Genomic DNA, 23,015 nt, shown 5'->3' with positions numbered 1-23,015 from the left:
TCTTTGAGAACTGCATAGCGAGCACGAGCATCTGATCGAAATTAGAGTTCTTCGATGTATGAATCTTCCAAGCTACGAAGAGCCAACGGTGGATGCCTTGGTGCCTACGACCGATGAAGGACGTGAGAGGCTGCGATAAGCCTCGGGGAGCTGCCGACTGAGCTTCGATCCGGGGATGTCCGAATGGGGAAACCCGATACTTGTAAAGGGGTATCACTCCGGTGTGAACACATAGCACCGGTAGAGGGAACCAGGTGAACTGAAACATCTAAGTAACCTGTAGGAAAGGAAAGCAACCGCGACTCCCTTAGTAGCGGCGAGCGAAGAGGGAAGAGCCTAAACCGTGCCGGTGGAATAGCCTGGTGGCGTTGCCGGTCCGGTGTTGTGGGGCCTCAGAGGAGGAGCGCCAGATCCTCCACGAAGTTACAAACGTGCGTGGTAGTGGAATCGTTCTGGAAAGGCGAGCCGCAGGGGGTAAGAGCCCCGTACGCGAAACTGCTGCACACTTCGCTGAGTGTCCCCGAGTAGCGCCGTTGCCGTGTAATTCGGCGTGAATCTGCGAGGACCACCTCGTAAGGCTAAGTATCTGTAGGCAACCGATAGTGAACTAGTACCGTGAGGGAAAGGTGAAAAGTACCCCGGGAGGGGAGTGAAATAGTACCTGAAACCGTTGGTTTACAAGCAGTCAGAGCGTCGTCTCAACCGATGATCTTCGGATCGTCAATCAGAGATCGCGATGGCGTGCCTTTTGAAGAATGAGCCAACGAGTTACGGTATGTGGCGAGATTAACCTGTGAAGGGAAGTCGGAGCGAAAGCGAGTCATAACTGGGCGTACAGTCGCATGCCGTAGACCCGAAGCCGGGTGATCTATCCATGGGCAGTGTGAAGCGGGGGTAAGACTCCGTGGAGGCGCGAACCGACCTAGGTTGAAAACTGGGCGGATGACCTGTGGATAGGGGTGAAAGGCCAAACAAACCCGGAGATAGCTGGTTCTCCGCGAAATGCATTTAGGTGCAGCGTTGTGCGTTCAACCATGGAGGTAGAGCACTGGATGGGCAAGGGGGCCGACAAGCTTACCAACCTCAGCCAAACTCCGAATGCCATGGTTCCAGAGCACAGCAGTGAGACCCCGGGGGATGAGCTTCGGGGTCGAAAGGGAAACAGCCCAGACCGCCAACTAAGGTCCCTAATTTCTAGCTAAGTGGTAAACGATGTGGGATTGCACAGACAGCCAAGAGGTTGGCTTAGAAGCAGCCATCCTTGAAAGAGTGCGTAACAGCTCACTGGTCGAGTGATCCTGCGCGGACAATGTAACGGGGCTAAAGCTAGAAACCGAAGTTGCGGATTTCTGCCATTAGGCAGGAGTGGTAGCGGAGCGTCGGGCTTGGAGTGAAGCGGCAGCGCAAGCTGACGTGGACCGAGTCCGAGTGAGAATGTTGGTATGAGTAGCGAGAGAGGGGTGAGAAACCTTTCCGCCGAAAGCCCAAGGGTTCCTGGGGAAGGCTAATCCTCCCAGGGTGAGTCGGGAGCTAAGGCGAGGCCGACAGGCGTAGTCGATGCACAACCGGTTGATATTCCGGTACCGCTGTGAACGCGTCCAGGCTTAACCGGTGTTGCTAAGGGGATGTCTGTCCCGCAAAGGGACAGAAGAAACCGACCCACACCGGAGCGGCCAGCAAAGCGGGGACGCAGAGAGGTAGGTGAACCCAGGCGACGGTAGTTCCTGGGGTAAGCGTGTAGGGTGGGGCCCAGGTAAGTCCGGTCCCCATAAAGCCTGAGGCGTGATACCGAACCGCATGAGGTGAAGTCACTGATCCTGTACTGCCAAGAAAAGCCGCTAGTGAGCTTTCACAGCGCCCGTACCCCAAACCAACACAGGTGGGCAGGTAGAGAATACCAAGGCGATTGGGAGAACTATGGTTAAGGAACTCGGCAAATTACATCCGTAACTTTGGGATAAGGATGACCCCAGTAAAGTGAAGGACTTCGCGTCTGGAGCTTGACAGGGTGGCACAAACCAGGGGAAAGCGACTGTTTACTAAAAACACAGCAGCGTGCGAAGTCGTAAGACGCTGTATACGCTGTGACGCCTGCCCGGTGCTGGAAGGTTACGGGGAGGGGTTAGCCGTAAGGCGAAGCTCTGAACCTAAGCCCCAGTAAACGGCGGCCGTAACTATAACGGTCCTAAGGTAGCGAAATTCCTTGTCGGGTAAGTTCCGACCTGCACGAATGGCGTAACGACTTTCCCACTGTCTCAACCATAGACCCAGCGAAATTGAAGTACGAGTAAAGATGCTCGTTAGCTACAGAAGGACGGAAAGACCCCGTGGACCTTTACTACAGCTTGATATTGGTGTTTGGTATGTGTTGTGTAGGATAGGTGGGAGACTGGGAAGCATGGACGCTAGTCTGTGTGGAGTCAACCTTGAAATACCACTCTGCTCATGCTGGGCATCTAACTTAGGCCCGTTATCCGGGTTGAGGACAGTGTCAGGTGGGTAGTTTGACTGGGGCGGTCGCCTCCCAAAGAGTAACGGAGGCGCCCAAAGGTTCCCTCAGCCTGGTTGGCAATCAGGCGTCGAGTGTAATGGCACAAGGGAGCTTGACTGCGAGACCGACGGGTCGAGCAGAAACGAAAGTTGGGCATAGTGATCCGGCGGTTGCGTGTGGAAGCGCCGTCGCTCAACGGATAAAAGGTACCCCGGGGATAACAGGCTCATCTTCCCCAAGAGTCCATATCGACGGGAAGGTTTGGCACCTCGATGTCGGCTCATCGCATCCTGGGGCTGAAGCAGGTCCCAAGGGTTGGGCTGTTCGCCCATTAAAGCGGTACGCGAGCTGGGTTTAGAACGTCGTGAGACAGTTCGGTCCCTATCCTCTGTAGCCGAAGGTGATTTGAGGAAAGCTGTCCCTAGTACGAGAGGACCGGGACGGACGCAGCTCTCGTGTGCCAGTTGTCCTGCCAAGGGCATGGCTGGTTAGCGACCTGCGGAAAGGATAACCGCTGAAAGCATCTAAGTGGGAAGCCTGTTCCAAGATGAGATCACCCACCGGGACAACCGGGTAAGGCCCGTGGCAGAACACCACGTTGATAGGCCGGAAGTGTACGCATGGCAACATGTTCAGCTGACCGGTACTAATCGGCCGAGGGCTTGGTTCTACATCAATAACTCGATGTCGAATTGGATGTTCGTGCTCGCTGTGGAGTTCTTGAAGCACTGCCTCTTTGACAAGAACATAAAGGTTTCGGTGGCGATGGCGGTGGGGTCACACCCGTTCCCATTCCGAACACGGAAGTTAAGCCCACCAGCGCCGATGGTACTTGGGTGGAGACGCCCTGGGAGAGTAGGTCGCCGCCGGATTTCGCAACAGATGGGGAGCCGAAAGGCTCCCCATCTTCGTTTAACCGCTGGGAACGGGGCGGTCCCGGTAAACTCATGCGGTGTCTTCCGGAGGAGGTTCTGCCCGAAAGCCTCCCAATCGCAGGAGGCCCCCTCAACAACGGACCGGTCAGAGTAAGGGAAGGGCTGGCCAGTCGAGAGGCCGGAACGCAGCGAACAAGGGGCCTCAGAGAAGAGGCGGACCCAATCGCAAAGGGCCCCAGAGCAAAGGAAGAACCGAGCCACTTCCACCCAAGGGGCCGCGGGGCATGGGGGCAGTGGCCCGCAAGGGGGCAGCCAAGATCCACGAAGAACCTTTGCCCGTGGAAGACAAAACCCCGCCAAAAGAAGAACTGACCCCTGAAGAGGCCGAGGAAGCCCGCCTGCGCGCCGAGCGCCGCGTCGCTCGCCAAGCACGCACCCAGCAGCTTCGGACAGAAGCCAAAGAGGCGGTTGAGCGGGGCAATCTCGGCGACGCCCCGGTCAAGAAGCCGGAAAGGCGATCGCGGGGCCGCCGGCGCACTCCGTTGTCGGAGAGCGGGTCGTCGACGCATTCCCAGAAGTTGGAGGAGGCAGTGGGCCAACGCATGGCGGCGACGCTCCGACAGCGGTTGGAGCGGGCCGAGGGGGCCTATGAGCAGGAGGACTACCGCAGGGCTTGGCGGTCATTGGACGGCATGGCCAAAGAGGCTCCCAAGGTGCCCGAGGTGAGGGAGCTGTCTGGTTTGACCCTCTACCGGTTGGGACGGTGGGAGTTGGCCGCTCGAGAGCTGGAAGCTCTCCGAGAGCTCACCGGGCGAACGGATCTTCATCCGGTGTTGGCCGACTGCTACCGGGCTCAGCGTCGGTGGACCGATGTCGATCTGATTTGGGCCGAGCTGCAAGCCTCCGACGCAAGCTCGGCGGTGCTCGCGGAGGGCCGGATTGTGGCCGCCGGCGCGCTCGGCGACCAGGAGAAGCTCGCTGAGGCAGTTGGCGTGCTGTCTAAGAACTTCCAATTGCCCCGCCGAGCCAAAGAGCACCACCTGCGCCAGGCCTATGCCCTTGCTGATCTATGCGAGCGAGCCGGGGAAGTACCCAGGGCTCGGCAGCTGTTCGGCTGGTTGATCGACCAAGATGAGCTCTACGTGGACGTGGCGGAGCGTTTGGATGCGCTCCGATAGGGAAAAACCCCTGGGAATGCCCCTTGTCGTTTCACCTCGCCGGTAAGGTGAGAAATACCCGCACATGGTTCGAAGGAGTAGGCGACCATGGACATCCAAGGACTGTTGGGCGACGAGGCTGAATCGCTCTTATCGCACGAATCCAAGACCATTCCCCGGGAGGAGTTGAGCCTTCCCGGCCCCGACTTCGTGGACCGGGTAATGGCTTCTACCGACCGCTCACCCCAGGTGCTTCGCAACCTCCAATCGCTATTCGATCACGGTCGGCTGGGTGGTACCGGCTACGTGTCCATTCTGCCGGTTGACCAGGGCATCGAGCACTCGGGGGCGGCCTCTTTCGCCCCCAATCCCCGGTACTTCGATCCCGCCGGAATCGTCGAGCTGGCCATCGAGGGAGGCTGCAACGCCGTGGCCTCCACCTTCGGTGTGCTGGGGGCGACATCCCGCCGCTTTGCCCACCGCATCCCCTACATCGTCAAGCTCAACCACAACGAGCTGCTCACCTATCCCAACAAGTTCGACCAGGTGATGTTCGGGTCGGTGGATCAGGCTTTCGACCTGGGCGCGGCCGGCGTGGGGGCCACCATCTATTTCGGCTCAGAGGAGGCCACCCGCCAGATCCAGGAGGTGGCCGAGGCCTTCCACCGGGCCCATGAGCTCGGGATGTTCACCGTGCTGTGGTGCTACCTGCGGAACTCCGATTTCAAGGTGGATGGCACCGACTACCACGCAGCCGCCGATCTCACCGGCCAGGCCAACCACATCGGGGTGACCATCGAAGCCGACATCATCAAGCAGAAGCTCCCCGAGAACAACGGCGGCTACACCGCCCTCGGGTTCGGCAAGACCCACCGGCTGGTCTACGACGAGCTCACCACCGATCACCCGATCGACCTCACCCGTTGGCAGGTGGCCAACTGCTACATGGGCCGCATCGGGCTGATCAACTCCGGCGGCGCGTCGTCCGGCGCCAGCGATCTGGCCGAGGCAGTGCGCACCGCGGTGATCAACAAGCGGGCCGGCGGCCTCGGTCTCATCAGCGGCCGCAAGGCCTTCCAGCGCCCTGTCGCCGAGGGGGTTGAGCTGCTCAACGCCATCCAGGATGTCTACCTGTCCGACTCGGTAACCGTCGCCTGAAGCGTCCATAGAGGGTCGCAATGACCCGAGGATGTGCCACTTGAGGCTCACCACTGGGTAACCTCAGATTCCGGCACCGCTTCAACGAGTGGCCATCTGGGATCAAGGAGGATTCCGTGACTGACACTGTGCCGCGTTCCGTGGGGACGCGCGAGTTGAACCGCCTAGTGGTTCGCTTCGCGGGTGACTCCGGCGATGGAATGCAGCTCACCGGTGACCGTTTCACCAGCGCCAGCGCATTGTTCGGCAATGATCTGGCGACGCTGCCCGAGTTCCCGGCGGAGATCCGGGCCCCGCAAGGAACGCTGGCCGGGGTGTCCGCCTTCCAGGTGCAGGTCTCCGACCACGACATCACTACTCCGGGCGACGCTCCCAACGTATTGGTGGCCATGAACCCGGCCGCTCTGCGCAAAGAGCTGGTGCATTTGGAAATGGGCGGGACCGTGATCGTGAATCAGGACGCCTTTGTGGAGCGCAACCTGACCAAGGCCGGTTACGACAGCGACCCGCTGGATGACGGCAGCCTGGACAACTACACCCTGTTCAAGGTTCCGATGACCACCATCACCAAGGAGGTCTGCAAGGACTTGGGGGTAAAGCCCCGCGACGCCGAGCGGTCCAAGAACTTCTTCGCCCTAGGGCTTCTCTCCTGGCTCTACAACCGGCCGGCCCAGCCGACGCTGGATTGGATCTCGGCCAAATTCAAGCGCCAGCAGCTGATCGCCGACGCCAACACGGCTGCCTTCAAGGCGGGCATGGCCTTCGGGGAGACCGCCGAGCTGTTCGATTTCACCTACGAGGTGAAGCCCGCGGTGCTGGAGCCGGGGACCTACACCAACGTGAACGGAAACACTGCGCTGTCCTGGGGCCTGGTCGCCGCCAGCCAACAGGCCAAAGTCCCCCTGTTTTTGGGCTCGTATCCCATCACTCCCGCCAGCGACATCCTCCATGAGCTGAGCCAGCGCAAGAACTTCGGGGTCCGCACCCTCCAGGCTGAGGACGAGATCGCCGCGGTGTGCGCCGCGCTGGGAGCATCCTTCGGCGGCCATCTGGGTATTACCACCACCAGCGGACCGGGCATCGCCCTCAAGGGCGAGACCATCGGCTTGGCCGTCAGCCTCGAGCTTCCCCTGCTGGTGATCAACATCCAGCGGGGCGGGCCGTCCACCGGGCTGCCCACCAAGACCGAGAGCGCCGACCTCATGCAAGCCATGTACGGGCGCCACGGGGAGTCGCCGGTGCCCATCGTGGCCGCCTACTCCCCGTCGCAGTGCTTCTTTGCCGCTATCGAGGCGGCCCGCATCGCCCTGAAGTACCGCACACCGGTGATCTTGCTGTCCGACGGCTATCTGGCCAACGGCAGCGAGCCCTGGCTTCTGCCCGACGTGTCGACTCTGCCCGACCTCACGGTGGAGTTCGCCACGGGGCCCAACCACACCGAGGAAGACGGCACCGAGGTGTTCTGGCCCTACCTGCGCGACCCTGAGACCATGGCCCGTCCCTGGGCGGTGCCCGGCACGCCCGGCCTCACCCACCGCATCGGCGGCATCGAGAAAGAGGACGGCACCGGCAACATCAACTATGAGCCCGACAACCACGGCTACATGGTGAAGCTGCGCGAGGAACGGGTCGCCCACATCGCCAACGACATCCCGCCCACCATGCTGGACGGCGACGTCGAAGACGCCGATCTGCTGGTGCTGGGCTGGGGATCCACCTGGGGCGCCATCACCAGCGCAGTCATGCGGGCCCGGGATGAGGGCCGCAAGGTGGCCCACGCCCACGTCACTCACCTAAACCCGCTGCCCAAGGACTTGGGCGACATCGTCCGCCGCTATCCCAAAGTGCTGGTGCCGGAGATGAACCTGGGCCAGTTCTGCCGCATCATCCGGTCAGAGTTCCTGGTAGACGCCCAATCGGTGGCCAAGGTGGAGGGGGTTCCCTTCACCGCAGCCGAACTTCACCGCCACATCAACGGAGCCCTTGATGACTGACGTGCCCACAACCACCAAGGCCGACTGGACCAGCGACCAAGAGGTCCGCTGGTGCCCCGGCTGCGGGGACTACTCGATTCTGACCGCGGTGCAACTCCTCATGCCCGAACTCGGCGTGCGCCGAGAGGACACCGTGTTTGTCTCGGGGATTGGTTGCGCCGCCCGGTTCCCCTATTACATGAACACCTACGGGATGCACGGCATCCACGGGCGGGCGCCTGCTTTGGCCACCGGCTTGGCCATGGCCCGTCCCGAGCTGCACGTGTGGGTAGTGGGCGGAGACGGCGACATGCTGTCCATCGGCGGCAATCACCTGCTCCACGCCCTGCGCCGCAATGTGAACCTCAACATCCTGCTGTTCAACAACCAGATCTACGGGCTAACCAAGGGTCAATACTCGCCCACCAGCGAGATCGGCAAGGTCACCAAGTCGACGCCGGCCGGCAGCATCGACGAGCCGTTCAACCCCATCTCGGTGGCGCTGGGAGCAGAGGCCAGCTTTGTGGCCCGCACCCACGACATGGACCGCCAGCACATGATGGACATGTTCCGGCGGGCCCACGATTTCCCCGGGGCCTCTTTTGTGGAGGTCTTCCAGAACTGCAACGTGTTCAACGACGGGGCATTCGGGGCCATCACCAAGAAGGACAAGCGGGCCTCCATGCTCATTCACCTCGAGCACGGCCAGCCCATCCGCTTTGGCGAGAACAACGAGAAGGGCGTGGTGATCAACCCCCAGGGGAGCGCCGAGGTGGTCGATGTGGCCGACGTGGGCGAGTCGGCCCTGCTGGTGCACGACGAGACCCGTCAAGACCCCAGCCTGGCCTTCGCTTTGTCCCGAGTCTCAGCCGGCCCCTTCGAGCCCACCCCCATCGGGGTGTACCGAGCGGTGGAGCGCTCGGAGTACGCCGCTGAGGCCAGCAAGCAGCTCGCGATGGCCCAAGACCAGTCCGGCCCCGGCGATCTTGAGGCTCTGCTCCATTCCCGGCCCACCTGGGAAGTCTCCTGAGCAACCTTCGCTCCTCGTTCGGGCATCCCGCCTCTCGGGGTTGGGTGCTCGATCTGGACGGAGTGATCTGGGTGGGGGGAACCCCGGTGCCCGGTGCCGCCGAGGCCGTTGAGCGCTTGCAGCAATTAGATGCCCCTGTCGCGTTCGTCACAAATATGTCTGCGCTGACGGTGGCCGACCAGGAGGCCAAGCTGGCCAGCTGCGGGATCGACGCCACTGGATCGGTTATCACCTCCGCCACCGCGGCGGGCCAACTCATACACCCCGGCGAGCGGGTGCTGGTGGTGGGGGGTCCCGGTATCGACGAGGCGGTGGAGTTGGCGGGTGCTGAGGTCTGCTCATCGGGCCCTGCCGACGCGGTGATTGTGGGCATGGACCCCGGCTTCAACTACGACACCCTCAGCCGGGCAATGCGGGCAGTACGCGGCGGCGCTCGCCTGATCGGCACCAATCACGACCCCAGCTACCCAACCGAACGCGGACTGGAGCCGGGCGGCGGATCTCTCCTCGCCGCGGTGGCGACCGCCGCCGAGACGGAGCCCACGATGGCAGGCAAGCCCAACCAGCCAATCGTCGATTGCGTGCGCAGCCGGATCGGCGAATCCGGTGTGGTGGTGGGGGACCGCCCCGACTCCGATGGCCTATTCGCTGAAGCCCTGGGCTACGGGTTTGCCCTCGTGCTGAGCGGGGTGACCGGACCCGACGACCTGCCGGTGACCCCAGAGCCGCAGCACTGCGCCCCCGACCTTGCCGCTTTGGTCGACCAGATGGAGTTTGAATAGGTGGGATGAAGGTATCGCGCCGGAGGCTGGACACGGAGTTGGTTCGCCGGGGCCTGGTCACGAGTCGAGACCGGGCTCGGGAGGCAGTGGCCGCCGGCCAGGTCACCGTAAACGGAGCAGTGGCCCAGAAGGCAGCCCGTCTGGTGCTACCCGGCGACGCCTTGGAACTGGCCGGGCCGCCAGCTCGGTACGTGAGTCGAGGCGGCGAGAAGCTGGAGGGCGCGCTGGCCGCTTTCGATTTGGATGTGACGGGCATGCGGTGCTGTGACGTGGGATCGTCCACCGGGGGATTCACCAACTGCCTGTTGCAGAAGGGAGCGACCGCGGTGGTGGCAATTGACGTGGGCCGGGCCCAAATGCACGAGCGGCTGGCCAACGATCACCGGGTTTCCCTCTACGAACGTACCGATATCCGCGACGTCGACCCGACCGCCATCGGGGCGCCGTTCGACCTGGTGACCGCGGATGTGTCCTTCGTCTCATTGACTTCGATCATGGCTTGCCTAACCGAGCTGGCGGCACAGGGCGCGCCGGTAGTGGTGCTGGTCAAACCCCAATTCGAGGTCGGGCGACAGGAGGCCAGCCGGGGCCGGGGTGTGATCCGCGACCCCGAGCTATGGCAAGCCGCGCTCGACCGAGTGCTGGAAGCGGCAACCGCTGTGGGTCTCGCCCCCCAAGCCGCCATCCCATCCCCGCTGAAGGGCGCGCAGGGAAACGTGGAGTTCTTCTTGCACTCGCAAAAGGGCGGAATTCCATTACCCGTGGATTCCGCCCATGTGGTCTCCCATGTTGTCACTCAAGAGGAATAGCCTGACTCCGTGGCTGCAATTGCCCTTTTTGTTCACGCTGACCGGCCGGAAGCCCTGAAGCTGGCGGCTGAGCTGATCGACCGGTTGGACGGCGACGGTCATCAGATCCGCCTAACGCTCGAGTCGGCTGAGGCGGTGGGACGCACCGACCTTGCCCATCAGGACGACGATATTGGCGAGAAGCTGGATTTGGCGGTGAGTTTGGGGGGAGACGGCTCCATGCTCCGAGCGGTGACCGCGGTGGCCGATGATGGGGTGCCGGTGCTCGGAGTCAACTACGGGTCATTGGGCTACCTCACCGGCATCGAGCCGGATGCCGCCTCTGACGCGGTCGAGCGCTTCCTTGCGGGCGACCATCAGATCGAAGAGCGCATCCGACTGAGCTGTCGTCTTGACGGCGGCACCGAAGTGAGCGCCCTCAATGAGGCGATCGTGGAGAAAGTGGACAGCGGACGCACTGTGAATCTGGCCGTCCACATCGACGGGGAGTTCTTCACCAGCTACGCCGCCGATGGGCTGATCGCGGCCACTCCTACTGGTTCTACCGCTTATTCCCTATCGGCTGGTGGACCCATCTTGGCCCCGACCATGCACGCGGTGATCCTGACCCCGGTGGCCCCCCACACCCTGTTTGATCGCAGTTTGGTGCTGCTTCCGTCTAGCGAATTGGTAATCGAAGTGCTGGGTGACCGCCCGGCGGCGGTGGCAGTAGACGGCCGTTCGCTGGGAGAGTTGGGTGAAGGCGGCTCGCTGACTGTCTCAGTTTCAGACCAGCCCGCACGTCTAGTCACTCTCGGACAACGGGGATTCCACCAGGCACTCAAGTCGTCCTTCGGCCTGTCCGACCGCTGACAGGGGCCCCAAACAATGCTGACTGAGCTGGCGGTTGAGAACCTGGGGGTGATCGAGCGGCTCAATTTGGTCTTGGGGTCGGGCATGACAGCGCTGACTGGGGAGACGGGGGCGGGAAAAACCCTGGTGGTGACGGCAGTGGACTTGCTCTTGGGCGGGCGAGCCGATCCGTCTTTGGTGCGTTTCGGTGCTGACGAGGCCACTGTGGAGGGCCGGTTCGACCAACAGGGGGAGGAAGTCGTGCTGCGGCGGGTGGTGCCCGCTGACGGTCGGGCTCGGGCGTACGTCGATGGACGGCTGGCTTCGGCGGCCACTCTGGCCGAACTGGGTGCAGAGCTGGTGGACCTGCACGGCCAGCACGACCACCAGTCGCTTTTGCGCCGTGTCCACCAGCGGGCCGCGCTGGATCGATTCGGGGGTGTGGACTTGGCCCCTCTTATGGAGGCGCGGGCCTCGCTGGCCGATCTGAATCGCCGGCGTGCCGAGCTGGGCGGCGACGAGCGATCCCGAGCTCGAGAGATCGAGCTTTGCCGATTCCAGCTAGCCGAGCTGGATGAGGCTGGCTTGGAGGATCCCGACGAAGAGGAGGGTCTCAAGGCCGAGGAGGCGGTGCTGCCCACGCCGCGGCCAGTCGGGACGCGGCCCGACAGGCTGCGATGTCTCTGGGTGCCGATGGCGCAGTGGGTGCAGGGCTGGCCCAGATCACTGCCGCATTGGAGAGCCGGCCCCCGCTGGAGAGCCAGCACGAGCGGCTGGTCAACCTGGTTGCCGAGGTCGGCGATCTATCGACGGAGTTGCGCCGTGCGGCCGAATCCATTGATGAGAATCCTGTCCGGTTGGCCGAGGTCCGCCAGCGTCGGGAGCTGCTGGTGGACCTTCGCCGAAAATATGGGGAGACTGTGACCGAGGTCATGGATTTCCACCGCGATCTGTCGGCCCGCCTCGCGGAGCTGGAGGACTTCGACCGCTTGGCCAAAGACCTCGATGGGGAACTCGATCGCCGCACCGCCGCGGTGGCTGAAGCAGGGGCCGAAGTGGGTGCGGCTCGACGACGGGCGGCTCAAGGGCTGGGCGAAGAGGTGACCGCCAATCTGCGGGAGCTGGCCATGGCCCGAGCCGAGGTGCAAGTGGAGGTAGGAGACGATCCCGGAGACGACGTGGACATCTTGCTGGCCGCCAACAGTGGCGCTCCCGGCCTCCCGCTCACCTCGGCCGCTTCAGGAGGAGAGCTGGCCCGGGTCATGCTGGCTCTGCGACTGGTGGTCAGCGCGGGCCCTCCGGTGCTGGTGTTCGACGAAGTAGATGCCGGCATCGGCGGCCAGGTCGCTCAGACAGTAGGCCGATCGCTTTCCCGTCTGACCGCCGACCACCAGATCTTGGTCGTCACCCACTTGCCGCAAGTAGCGGCGTGTGCCGACCAGCAGGTGAGCATCGTCAAACACGACGATGGTGCTTCCACCACCGTCACCGCCGAGCCCCTGGACGGGGAGGACCGAGTCATCGAGCTTTCCCGCATGCTCTCCGGATCGCCTGACAGCGAGAGCGCCCGCCGCCATGCCTCCGAACTCCTCGAGGTGTCCCAGGGCTGAGGCCTTCAGAGCTCCGTCAAATGTCCAAGAGCAGCGGTTTTACCGAGTAGTCGTTTTACGGGTCCACCAGTCGTCGCCGGTCCCCGCTAAGCTTGGCAGGCGTGACCAAGCACATCTTTGTGACTGGCGGTGTGGCGAGTTCTCTGGGCAAGGGGCTTACGGCTGCATCTCTGGGGCGTTTGCTCAAGCAGCGGGGTCTTCGGGTGACCATGCAGAAGCTGGACCCGTACATCAATGTGGACCCCGGCACCATGAACCCCTTCGAGCACGGAGAGGTGTTCGTCACCGACGACGGCGGCGAGACTGATCTCGATCTCGGCCACTACGAGCGGTTCATCGACGAGAACCTGACCAAGCTCTCCAACGCCACCACCGGCTCCATCTACTCCTCGGTCATCGCCGCAGAGCGCCAAGGGGAGTATCTGGGCAAGACCGTGCAGGTGATCCCCCACGTCACCAACGAGATAAAAGACCGCATCTCCAGCCTGGTGTCCGACGACGTGGATGTGGTCATCACCGAGATCGGCGGGACGGTCGGCGACATCGAGATCCTCCCGTACTTGGAGGCCATCCGCCAGGTTCGCCTGGATGTGGGGCGGGGCAACGTCTGCTACGTCCACGTCACGCTGGTGCCCTTCATTGGTCCCACGGGAGAGCAGAAGACCAAGCCCACCCAGCACTCGGTAACCGAGCTCCGCAGCCGGGGGGTGCAGCCCGATGCCATCGTGTGCCGCAGCGAGTCGCCCATTTCCGGCGAGCTCAAGCGCAAGATCTCCAGCCTGTGCGACGTGGACGTGTCCGCAGTGGTCAATGCGGCCGACGCCGACAGCATCTACGAGATTCCCCTTGTGCTCCACGATGAGGGCCTCGACGGCGTGGTCTGCGACATCTTGCGCTTGGATGTCCCCGAGCCCGATCTGGCCGACTGGCAGTGGCTGAACCAGCGGTTGGAGATGGCCCAGCGCACCGTGCGCATCGGACTCATCGGCAAGTATGTCACGCTCCCCGACGCCTATCTGTCAGTAGTGGAGGCCCTGAACCACGCGGGCATCCATCACGGCGCCTCGGTGGAGATCGAGTGGGTCCAGGCGGAGAGCGTCGAGGGCCTGATGGTCGACAGCGTGATGAGCGGGCTGGACGGCATCGTGATCCCCGGCGGGTTCGGCGAGCGGGGGATCGAGGGCAAGGTCAACGCCGCTTCCTACGCTCGGGAGAACGGCTTGCCCTGCCTGGGCCTGTGCCTGGGCCTCCAGGTGATGACCATCGACTACGCCCGCAACGTGTTGGGCCTGGCCAACGCCCATTCCAGTGAGTTCGACCCCAGCACGCCGTGGCCGGTGATCGACCTAATGGAGTCGCAGCGGGGCATCACCGACAAGGGCGGCACCATGCGGCTGGGGGCGTGTCTGGCCAAGCTTCGACCGGGCACCAAGGTGGCCGAGGTGTACGGCGCCGAGGTGGTGTCGGAGCGCCACCGCCACCGCTATGAGTTCAACCCCAAGCTTCGCGGCCGCTTCGAGGGCACCGATTTCGTGCTCGCCGGGGAGTCGCCCGACGGCCTATTGGTGGAATTCATCGAACTCGACGGTCACCCCTGGTGGGTGGGGACCCAGGCCCATCCCGAGTTCAAGAGCCGGCCTGATCGGCCCGCCCCGCTGTTCTGCGGTTTGGTGAAGGCCGCGTTGGACCGCCAAGAGAGCGGCTTGGCTGCCGAGATGGTGGGTAGTCGCGGGTGAACAACGGGGAGGGATTCACCCCGGTTGGAGAACGGCAGGGATGGCAAGGGCGGGTGGTGTCGCTGAGCGTTGCCGAAATCAGGGCACCCGACGGCTCGATCTACGAGCGGGAGATCGTTCGCCACCCCGGAGCCGCAGTGATCGTGCCCATCGACGGTCAAGAGGTCATCATGGTCCGCCAATATCGGCCTGCGGTGAATCGGGAGTTGCTGGAGATTCCCGCGGGCAAACTGGACAACAAAGACGAGCCTCCGGAAATGACGGCCCAGCGGGAGTTGGAGGAGGAGATCGGCAAGCGGGCCGGTCACCTCGAACTCTTGGCCGTCTTTCACAACTCCCCGGGATTCTGCGACGAGATCACCCACTGTTACCTCGCCACCGATCTGACCGATACCGACCGCCAACCTCATGGCATCGAGGAGCAGCACATGGCCATCGAGCGCATCAGGCTGGCCGAGGTCACCGAGCTAGTGGCCTCCGGCGAATTGGCCGATGCCAAGTCGATCGTCGGCCTCATGCTGGCCCGAGAGCACTTGCGGTGATCCCCCGATGCCTGCCGCGGTGAGTGCAGGGAGCGGGGTCGAGGAGTTCTTGGATTGGCTGGTGCTGGAACGGGGCCGTGCTCGCTCCACCTGTGAGGCCTATCGCCGAGATCTGAACGGCTATTGCGAGGTCTTGACCTCCCGGGGCAGCAGCCCCGAAACGGCTAGCGAAGAGGACGTCTTGGCGTTCATGCACCACCAGCAGAGTCGGGGGATGGCTTTGGCATCGGTGAAGCGGGCAATGGCCGCAGTACGGACCTTTCACCAGTTCCTCGTTGTGGAGGGTGTGCGATCCGATGACCCCGGTTCCCATTTGGAGCTTCCCACAGTGCCCAAAGCCGTGCCCAAGGCGCTGAGCGAGGCCGAAGTGGATGCCATTTTGGACGCGGTGGCTGGCACCGACCCGGTAGCGCGACGGGATCGCGCCCTATTGGAAGTGCTCTACGGCACCGGTATGCGCATCGCTGAGCTAATCGGAATGTCGATGGCCGATTTGGACCTAGGTGCGACAACGGTTCGGGTATTGGGAAAGGGACACAAGGAACGGCTACTGCCGGTGGGCCGCTGCGCCCACGAAGCGCTCACTGCCTGGCTGGTTCCCGCCGGGCGAGGGGAGATGGAGCCCGAGCGGTGGCAGTCTCAACACGACCAAGAAGCGGTTTGGCTGAACCAGCGGGGACGGCGCCTGTCGCGGCAGGGGGCCTGGGGTGTGGTGAAAAAGAGGGCTCAGCAAGTGGGACTGGGCGCCAAAGTCTCCCCTCACGTGTTTCGCCACTCTTTCGCCACCCACCTACTGGACCACGGAGCAGACATCAGGGCGGTACAAGAGCTCTTAGGCCATGCCTCCATCCACAACACGCAGATCTACACGATGGTGTCCAAGGAGAAGCTGTGGGAGGCGTACCGAGCAGCCCATCCTCGGGCGGTGTTGAAGCGTTGATCCACCTGGTTCGGCGCTTCCTCCAGTCGATTGTCGATAAGCGTCCCGATCCCACTGATGAGGCTTGGCTGTTAGGCCTGCTCACCGAGGCCGAGGCCGTGCTCTACCGGCAGATGAGCGCGGCAGACCGCTGCCACGCGCTGCGCTCGGCCCGATGCCCCGCATTGGCCGATGATTTCCAGCGCGTGGCGGCTGCTCTTCACGACGCGGGAAAAATCCGGGCTGGTCTGGGGACGTGGGCCCGCGTGGGCGCCACCCTGGTGGGGGTGGTCTTTCCCCGCGGCCTTCGAGGCCGGTGGGCCGAATACCGGGATCACCCCCGCGTGGGTGCGGAAATGCTGCGTGAAGCGGGCAGTGCCCAACTCACCGCGGTGTGGGCCGCGGAGCACCACCTCCCCCCGCTCAAATCCTCTCTTCCTCCTGAGGTTGCCGCCGCTCTGGCTGCTGCAGACTAACGAGCAGCCGGTTGGCTTTCGCCAACCGATCAGACCACTTCTCACTGATGCCGGTAGGCTTCAGCCCGTGCGCACCGAGATTCCCAAGATCATCAGCGTGGACGACCACCTCGTAGAGCCCGCACACCTGTGGCAGAGCTGGCTGCCGGAGCGGTTCAAGGAGCGAGGCCCGCGAGTCGAGCGCCGCCGGGTGGGGCCCATCACCTATACCGGCGGACCCAAGATGTACACCTACGAGCTGGACGTAGAAGACGGTCCATGGGGCGACGTCTGGTTCTATGAGGATCTCGTCTACCCCAACAAGCGCCACGTGGCCGCAGTGGGCTTCGACCGCGATGACATGGAGGCCGTGCCCATCACCTTCGACGAGATGCGGCCCGGGTGCTACGAGCCCAAGGCCCGGGTGGAGGACATGGAGATGAACCATGTGGAGGCGTCGCTGTCGTTCCCGACGTTCCCCCGGTTCTGCGGCCAGACCTTCTTGGAGGCCGAAGACAAAGAACTCGCTCTGGCCTGTGTTCAGGCCTACAACGACTTCATGATCGAGGAGTGGTGCGGGGACTCGAACGGAGCGCTCATCCCCCTGGCCATCATCCCGCTGTGGGATGTGGAGCTGGCCAAGGCCGAAGTGGAGCGCAACGCCGCTCGGGGCTGCCATGCCGTCTGCTTCTCGGAGATCGCCCCCAACCTGGGCCTGCCCAGCATCCACACCGACTACTGGGATCCGTTCTTCGCCGCCTGCCAAAACACCGCCACTGCGGTGTGCATGCACATCGGCTCCTCCTCGGTGATGCCGGCGGCCTCTCCCGACGCACCGCCCGCGGTGGCGGCCTCGCTCAGCTTCAACAACGCCATCGCGTCGATGAGCGATTTCCTGTTCTCCGGGGTGCTGGTGAGATTTCCCGAACTGAAGCTGGCCTACTCCGAAGGCCAGATCGGGTGGATCCCCTACATCTTGGAGCGCTGCGACGACGTCTGGAGCGAGCACCGAGCCTGGGGAGGGGTGAGGGACATCGTCCCCGAACCGCCGTCCACCTACTACTACCGGCAGATCTACGGCTGCTTCTTCCGCGACAACCACGGGTTGAAGTCGCTGGACGAGGTAGGGGTGGACAACGTGACGTTCGAGACCGACTATCCCCACACCGACACAACTTGGCCCCACACCAAGAAGGTGGCGGAGGACATGATGGGCCACCTGCCCCCCGACGTGGTCCACAAGCTGGTGCGGGGCAACGCCGCTCGACTTCTCAATCTTGACATTGACTGAAATGGCCTAAGCTCGGTGGGGCCGATACGGCCTGTTGCTATGAGCTACAACCTGCACAGTTTTCGCGAAGACTCGTTCGGCGGTATCACCGCGGCGGTGGTCGGGCTCCCCACGGCATTGGCGTTCGGGGTGGCATCCGGGCTGGGACCGATGGCGGGTATGTACGGGGCGATCGCTCTGGGCCTGTTCGCCGCAGTCTTCGGAGGCACCCGGGCGCAGATCTCGGGGCCCACGGGCCCGATGGCGCTGGCCATGGCGGTGGTGGTAACCAGCCATGCCGAGAACCTCGAAGAGGCATTCACCATCGTCGTCATGGCGGGCCTGTTGCAGATCTGCCTGGGATTGCTGCGAATCGGCCGTTTCGTGGTGTACACGCCGTACTCAGTGGTGTCGGGGTTCATGTCAGGGATCGGGGTGATCATCATCTTGGTGCAGACCCTGCCGTTCTTGGGAGCAGACGTGAAGCTCGGCGGGCCAATCGACGCGGTTCGCTCTTGGCCCGACGTGTTCAGCGATGTCAACTTCAGCTCGCTGGCCATCGCAGCAGTCTCGCTGGGCGTCTGCATTTTCTGGCCCCCCCGCCTCCGGGTCTTCGTTCCCTCGATGCTGATGGCGCTGGTCATCGGAACGCTGCTCAGCCTGCTGTGGCTCAGCGACACTCCCGTGATCGGAGATGTGCCGACAGGATTGCCCGACTTCGAGCTGCCCGAACTATCGGGCGACTTGCTGGCCCGGGCCGTGCAGCCGGCGCTGACCATCGCACTCTTGGGGTCGATCGACAGCCTGCTCACCTCGCTGGTGGCCGATTCGATGACCCGCACCAGCCACCAGCCCAATCGCGAGCTGATCGGCCAGGGCATCGGCAACATGATGGTCGGATTCATCGGTGGAACGCCTGGAGCCGGGGCGACCATGGGCACAGTGGTCAACATCCGGGCCGGCGGCCACAGCCGGGTCTCCGGCGTGTTGCGAGCCCTGATATTGCTGGCCTTGGTTCTCGGCCTGGGAACGTACGTGGAAGAGATCCCCCATGCCGCGCTGGCCGGCATCTTGATGAAGGTGGGCTGGGACATCATGGACTGGCGGTTCTTGACCAAGGTCACCCGACTGCACCGAGAGCACCTGTTCATCATGTTCGCCACGTTCGGCCTGACCGTGTTCGTCGACTTGATCACCGCGGTGGCCATCGGGCTGATCATCGCCGGCATGACCCGCGCTCGGCAGTTCGAGCGCCTGGAGATGGACAACGTGGTTTCAGTGCCGATCTTGGACCAGGTGTTCTTCAAAGGCGAGGTGACGTCATCCGAAGGCGAGGCAGACCTCCATGCCGCAAGAGTCGGCATGGTTGCCTTCCGGGGAAGCTTCTCAGTGGCGTCGTCCAACAAGATCATCAATACCGTCAGCGTGGACATTCGGGATCACGAAGTGGTGATCTTCGATTTCTCCGAGACCGTCTACATTGACGACAGCGCGGCGTTGGTGCTCGAGCAGCTCATCGACTCCGCCATCGACCAGGACACCGAGTGCATCGTGTTGGCCCTCACCGGGCTGCCCGCCCGCACCTTGTGGTCCCTGGACGCTCTTCAGCGGGTTCCCGAGGATCAAATCGTCGAAACCCTGGACGAGGCCCGAGGAGTCGCCAGGAGGCTGCTCGGCGCCTAGGAATTCAGCGATTCGAAGGTCCGGGCAATGAGCTCGGATTGCTCCTGGACGTGTACTGCGGCGCTGCCGGTGGCCGGGCTGGACGACTCGCTGCGACTCGCTCTGAGGATGTCGCAGCGGTCGCCGAATGCGTCGTAAAGGTGCCCTTTCACGTAGTTCCACGGGCCCATGTTCTGCGGCTCCTCTTGGAGCCAGACGATCTTGTCGACCTTGGGGTAGTGGTCGAGGGCCTCGGCCAGGGCGCTGGCCGGCCAGGGATAGAGCTGCTCGACCCGCAGCACGGCAGCGGGGATGCCGTCCCGGTCTCGCTGGGCGATGGCCTCATGGCAGATCTTGCCGCTGGCCAGCACAACCCCGGTGGCCTGTCCCGACTCAGGACCGTTCCTGTCGCCCAGAACCGGTGAGAACCAGCCGCTGGTCAGGTCGGCCACCGGTGATCTCGCGTCGCGGTGGCGCAGCAGCGACTTCGGAGTGAACAGCACCAGCGGCTTGCGGGTCGAGCGCATGGCCTGGTCGCGGAGCAAATGGAAGTACTGGGCCGCGGTCGACAGGTTGGCCACCCGGATGTTGTTCTCGGCCACCGACTGGAGGAACCGCTCGATCCGCCCCGAAGAGTGCTCCGGCCCCTGGCCCTCGAAGCCGTGGGGCAGCAGCATGACCAGTCCCGAGTGCTGGTTCCATTTGTCCTCGGCCGACACGACGAACTGATCGATGATGATCTGGGCACCGTTGACGAAATCTCCGAATTGGGCCTCCCAAAGGACGAGCGCGTCGGTATCGCCCACCGAATAGCCGTATTCGAATCCCAGGGCGGCGTATTCCGAGAGCAGTGAGTCGTACACCCACAGCTTGGCCCCGTGGCGGGCCAGCCCGGCCAACGGGCAGTGCTCTCGGGCCGTTTGGTTGCACACCAGCGTGCTGTGGCGGTGGGAGAACGTTCCCCGGCGGGAGTCCTGGCCGGCCAGGCGAATGGAGGTCCCCTCGTCGAGCAGGGTGCCGAAGGCCAGCGCCTCGGCCAGTCCCCAGTCCACCATGCCCTCCGCCATCATGGTGTCGCGGGCCTCGAACTGGCGGGCCAGCTTGGGATGCAGCACGAACCCGCCGGGAATTGATGTCAGCGCGCTGAACACCCGCTCGATCTGCTTTTCCGGCACGCCGGTATCCACCGGTGGGGCGACATGGGGAGTGGGGCCGGACAGTCCCCCCGAAATCGACAGCTGGAGCTCTCTCCTGCCTGCTGCCCTGGTTCCAACGGTCTCGCCCGGGCTCTCGTCTGCCGCCTGATCTCGGGTTTCCTCCAATGCCTTTTGGAGTTTGGCCCGGAATTCGTCCATGGCCCGCTCGGCCTCTTCCAGGGTTATGTCCCCTCGCTTCACCAGCGACTCCACGTACCGCTTTCGCACTGAGCGATGGCCCTCGATTCGCCGGTACATCTCCGGCTGGGTGTAGCTGGGGTCGTCGGCCTCGTTGTGCCCTTGGCGCCGGTAGCACCACATGTCGATCACCACGTCTTTGTGGAAGTGATTGCGGTAGGCCAGCGCCAGGTGGGCTACCCGGGCGCAGGCCTCGGGGTCATCGCCGTTGACGTGGAAGATGGGGGCTTGGATCATCTTGGCCACGTCGGTGCAGTAGTAGCTGGAGCGGGCTGACTCCGCCGTGGTGGTGAACCCCACCTGGTTGTTCACCACCAAATGCACCGTGCCCCCGGTGCGGTAGCCCTGGATCAGCGACAGGTTCAGGGTCTCGCTCACCACCCCCTGACCGGCGAAGGCGGCATCGCCGTGCACCAGCACGGGCAGCACCGGGCAGCGATCGTCCTCGTCGGCGACCTGGCCTCGGACCAGCCCGCTGACCGGGCTGTGCTCGCCCTGGTCGTGGATGAGGTGGTCCAAGCGGGCCCGGACCATGCCCTCCACCACCGGGTTGACCGCCTCCAAGTGCGACGGGTTGGCGGCCAATTCCACGGGGATCCGATTGCCGGCCATGCTCTCGAATTCCGAGGTCATCCCCAGGTGGTACTTCACGTCGCCCGACCCCTGGGTGGACGACTCGTCCAGGTTCCCCTCGAACTCGCCGAACAGCTGTCCGTAGTCCTTGCCCACGATGTTGACCAGCACGTTCAGCCGTCCCCGGTGGGCCATGCCCATGATCGCCGAGGCCATGCCCAGGTCGGCGGCCTTGCCCAGCACCGCGTCCAACACCACGATGGCGCTCTCGGCTCCCTCGATCCCGAACCGCTTCTGGCCCACGTACTTGGTGTCCAAGAATCGCTCCAGAGCCTCGGCCGCGTTCAGCCGATCCAGGATATGCAGCTTCTCATCGAGCCCCACCGGGGCGCCCGTCGCCTCCACCTGCTCCTGGATCCACTGCTTCTCGTCGGGTTCCTGGATGTGCATGTACTCCACGCCCACGGTGCGGCAGTAGGCGTTGCGGAGCACATGCAGGATCTCGCCCAGCGGCATCTTGCCGTCGGGCTGGCCCATGTCGATGCCGCCCAGCCCGGTGGTGAGGAACTCCCGGTCGAGGTCCCAGATGGTCAGGCCGTAGGTGGCCGGGTCGAGTTCAGCGTGCATCTCGGGCTCGCTGGCCGACAGCGGATCGAGATCGGCGATGAGGTGGCCCCGCACCCGGTGCATGTTGATGAGCGCGTTCACCTGCACCTGCTTGGTGATCACGGCCTGCTCTCGGTCGAGGGGAAGGATGTCGGGTCGCCAGCGCACCGCCTCATAGGGCACGCCCACCGCCCGGAAGATGTCGTCGTAGAAGTCGTGCTTGCCCAGCAGCAGTTCGTGGACTGCACCCAAGAACATGCCCGATTCGGCGCCCTGGATGATGCGATGGTCGTAGGTGGAAGACAGGGTGATCACCTTCGACACCCCCAAATCGGCCAGTGTGCGGGCGTCGGCAGCCTGGTAAGCGGTGGGGTAGTCGATCGTGCCCACGCCGACGATGACCCCTTGGCCGGGCATGAGCCGGGGCACTGACTGCACCGTGCCGATGGTGCCGGGATTGGTGATGCTGACGGTGACTCCGGCGAAGTCGTCGGGGCTCAGATCGTTGTTCCGCACCTTGCGGATCATGGTGTCGTAGAACTCCACGAAGTCGGGGAAGTCCAGCGTGTCGGCTTCGGGAATGCACGGCACCAGAAGGGAGCGGGATCCATCGGACTTTTCCACGTCCACTGCGATGCCCAGTCCGATGTGAGCGTGGCGGACGACTCGGGGTCCGCTGTCGATGTCGACAAAGGTGGAGTTCATCACCGGCATGTGGTTGGCGATGGCCCGCACCACGGCGTAGGCGATCAGATGGGTGTACGACACTTTGCGCCCGTCGGTGCGTCCCAGGTAGCCGTTGACGATCCGGCGGTTGACGTCGAGCAGCTTGGCCGGCACCTCCCGGAAGCTGGTGGCGGTGGGGACGGCCAGGCTGGCCTCCATATTGCGGGCGATGCGAGCGGCCGCCCCCCGCAGCGGATCGCCCGGCAAGGGCTCGGCGACCTCAGCTGGATCGGGCACTGCCTGAAGCCGGGCCACCGGGGCGGCCGACTCGGGGAGGACTCGGTCGGGGCGGTAGTCGGAGAAGAAGTCCTGCCAGCTCTCGCTGACCGACTTGGGATCGGCCAGGTACTGGCGGTGCATCTCGTCTACCAGCCAGGCGTTCTGGCCGACCATCGACTCTGGGTCCGGGGCCATGG

Annotated in this window: 16 protein-coding genes and 2 rRNA genes; 17 read left to right on the top strand and 1 reads right to left on the bottom strand. The window is 63.7% G+C overall.

Annotated features, from left to right (window positions below):
* Positions 1-65 precede the first annotated feature (65 nt).
* From ACOGI7_RS09015 to ACOGI7_RS08935, 17 genes are all read left to right on the top strand, one after another.
* Positions 66-3,161: ribosomal RNA gene (locus ACOGI7_RS09015) — 23S ribosomal RNA — on the top strand.
* Between the two features lie 85 nt (positions 3,162-3,246).
* A 5S ribosomal RNA gene (rrf, locus tag ACOGI7_RS09010) occupies positions 3,247-3,363 on the top strand.
* 287 nt (positions 3,364-3,650) lie between these two features.
* Positions 3,651-4,544 (top strand): hypothetical protein, encoded by an 894-nt coding sequence (locus tag ACOGI7_RS09005; RefSeq protein WP_419848423.1) that lies wholly within the window; start codon positions 3,651-3,653, stop codon positions 4,542-4,544.
* Positions 4,545-4,631: 87 nt separating this feature from the next.
* A complete protein-coding gene (locus ACOGI7_RS09000; protein ID WP_419848422.1) occupies positions 4,632-5,681 on the top strand; it encodes a class I fructose-bisphosphate aldolase in 1,050 nt (349 codons plus the stop codon).
* Positions 5,682-5,782: 101 nt separating this feature from the next.
* Positions 5,783-7,675: a 2-oxoacid:acceptor oxidoreductase subunit alpha gene (locus ACOGI7_RS08995; protein WP_419851491.1), complete on the top strand. Its 1,893-nt coding sequence runs from the start codon at positions 5,783-5,785 to the stop codon at positions 7,673-7,675.
* The gene (locus tag ACOGI7_RS08990) at positions 7,668-8,684 is read left to right on the top strand and encodes a 2-oxoacid:ferredoxin oxidoreductase subunit beta (RefSeq protein WP_419848421.1); all 1,017 of its coding nucleotides are present in this window, start codon (positions 7,668-7,670) and stop codon (positions 8,682-8,684) included. The genes ACOGI7_RS08995 and ACOGI7_RS08990 overlap by 8 nt, the downstream gene beginning before the upstream one ends.
* 44 nt (positions 8,685-8,728) lie before the next feature.
* Entirely contained in the window at positions 8,729-9,466 is a 738-nt protein-coding gene (locus tag ACOGI7_RS08985; protein ID WP_419848420.1) for an HAD-IIA family hydrolase, read from the top strand.
* A gap of 5 nt (positions 9,467-9,471) precedes the next feature.
* On the top strand, positions 9,472-10,275 hold the full coding sequence (locus ACOGI7_RS08980; RefSeq protein ID WP_419848419.1) for a TlyA family RNA methyltransferase: 804 nt from the start codon (positions 9,472-9,474) through the stop codon (positions 10,273-10,275).
* A 9-nt stretch (positions 10,276-10,284) separates the two neighbouring features.
* The gene (locus tag ACOGI7_RS08975; protein WP_419848418.1) at positions 10,285-11,127 is read left to right on the top strand and encodes an NAD(+)/NADH kinase; all 843 of its coding nucleotides are present in this window, start codon (positions 10,285-10,287) and stop codon (positions 11,125-11,127) included.
* A 15-nt stretch (positions 11,128-11,142) separates the two neighbouring features.
* On the top strand, positions 11,143-12,030 hold the full coding sequence (locus ACOGI7_RS08970; RefSeq protein ID WP_419848417.1) for an AAA family ATPase: 888 nt from the start codon (positions 11,143-11,145) through the stop codon (positions 12,028-12,030).
* A complete protein-coding gene (locus ACOGI7_RS08965) occupies positions 12,027-12,716 on the top strand; it encodes a hypothetical protein (RefSeq protein WP_419848416.1) in 690 nt (229 codons plus the stop codon). Before ACOGI7_RS08970 ends, ACOGI7_RS08965 begins: the two co-directional genes overlap by 4 nt.
* A 92-nt stretch (positions 12,717-12,808) precedes the next feature.
* Complete coding sequence (locus tag ACOGI7_RS08960) at positions 12,809-14,452, top strand: CTP synthase (RefSeq protein ID WP_419848415.1); 1,644 nt, start codon at positions 12,809-12,811, stop codon at positions 14,450-14,452.
* Positions 14,449-14,994, top strand: coding sequence for an NUDIX hydrolase (locus ACOGI7_RS08955; RefSeq protein ID WP_419848414.1), 546 nt, complete (start codon positions 14,449-14,451; stop codon positions 14,992-14,994). The genes ACOGI7_RS08960 and ACOGI7_RS08955 overlap by 4 nt, the downstream gene beginning before the upstream one ends.
* A gap of 7 nt (positions 14,995-15,001) precedes the next feature.
* Positions 15,002-15,934 (top strand): site-specific tyrosine recombinase, encoded by a 933-nt coding sequence (locus ACOGI7_RS08950; protein WP_419848413.1) that lies wholly within the window; start codon positions 15,002-15,004, stop codon positions 15,932-15,934.
* On the top strand, positions 15,931-16,389 hold the full coding sequence (locus tag ACOGI7_RS08945; protein ID WP_419848412.1) for an HD domain-containing protein: 459 nt from the start codon (positions 15,931-15,933) through the stop codon (positions 16,387-16,389). Before ACOGI7_RS08950 ends, ACOGI7_RS08945 begins: the two co-directional genes overlap by 4 nt.
* Before the next feature lie 67 nt (positions 16,390-16,456).
* Positions 16,457-17,659 carry an amidohydrolase family protein gene (locus ACOGI7_RS08940; protein WP_419848411.1) on the top strand — a complete coding sequence of 401 codons (1,203 nt, stop codon included), beginning with the start codon at positions 16,457-16,459 and terminating at the stop codon, positions 17,657-17,659.
* Between the two features lie 39 nt (positions 17,660-17,698).
* Entirely contained in the window at positions 17,699-19,321 is a 1,623-nt protein-coding gene (locus ACOGI7_RS08935) for a SulP family inorganic anion transporter (RefSeq protein WP_419848410.1), read from the top strand.
* Here the strand turns inward: ACOGI7_RS08935 and ACOGI7_RS08930 are convergent.
* On the bottom strand, positions 19,318-23,013 hold the full coding sequence (locus ACOGI7_RS08930; protein WP_419848409.1) for a multifunctional oxoglutarate decarboxylase/oxoglutarate dehydrogenase thiamine pyrophosphate-binding subunit/dihydrolipoyllysine-residue succinyltransferase subunit: 3,696 nt from the start codon (positions 23,011-23,013) through the stop codon (positions 19,318-19,320). The genes ACOGI7_RS08935 and ACOGI7_RS08930 overlap by 4 nt on opposite strands.
* Positions 23,014-23,015 lie beyond the last annotated feature (2 nt).

Source organism: Candidatus Poriferisocius sp. (assembly GCF_965204145.1).
In the GTDB taxonomy this organism is placed as follows: Bacteria; Actinomycetota; Acidimicrobiia; order Acidimicrobiales; family Bin134; genus Poriferisocius.
This window is presented reverse-complemented; position numbering and strand designations above follow the sequence as displayed.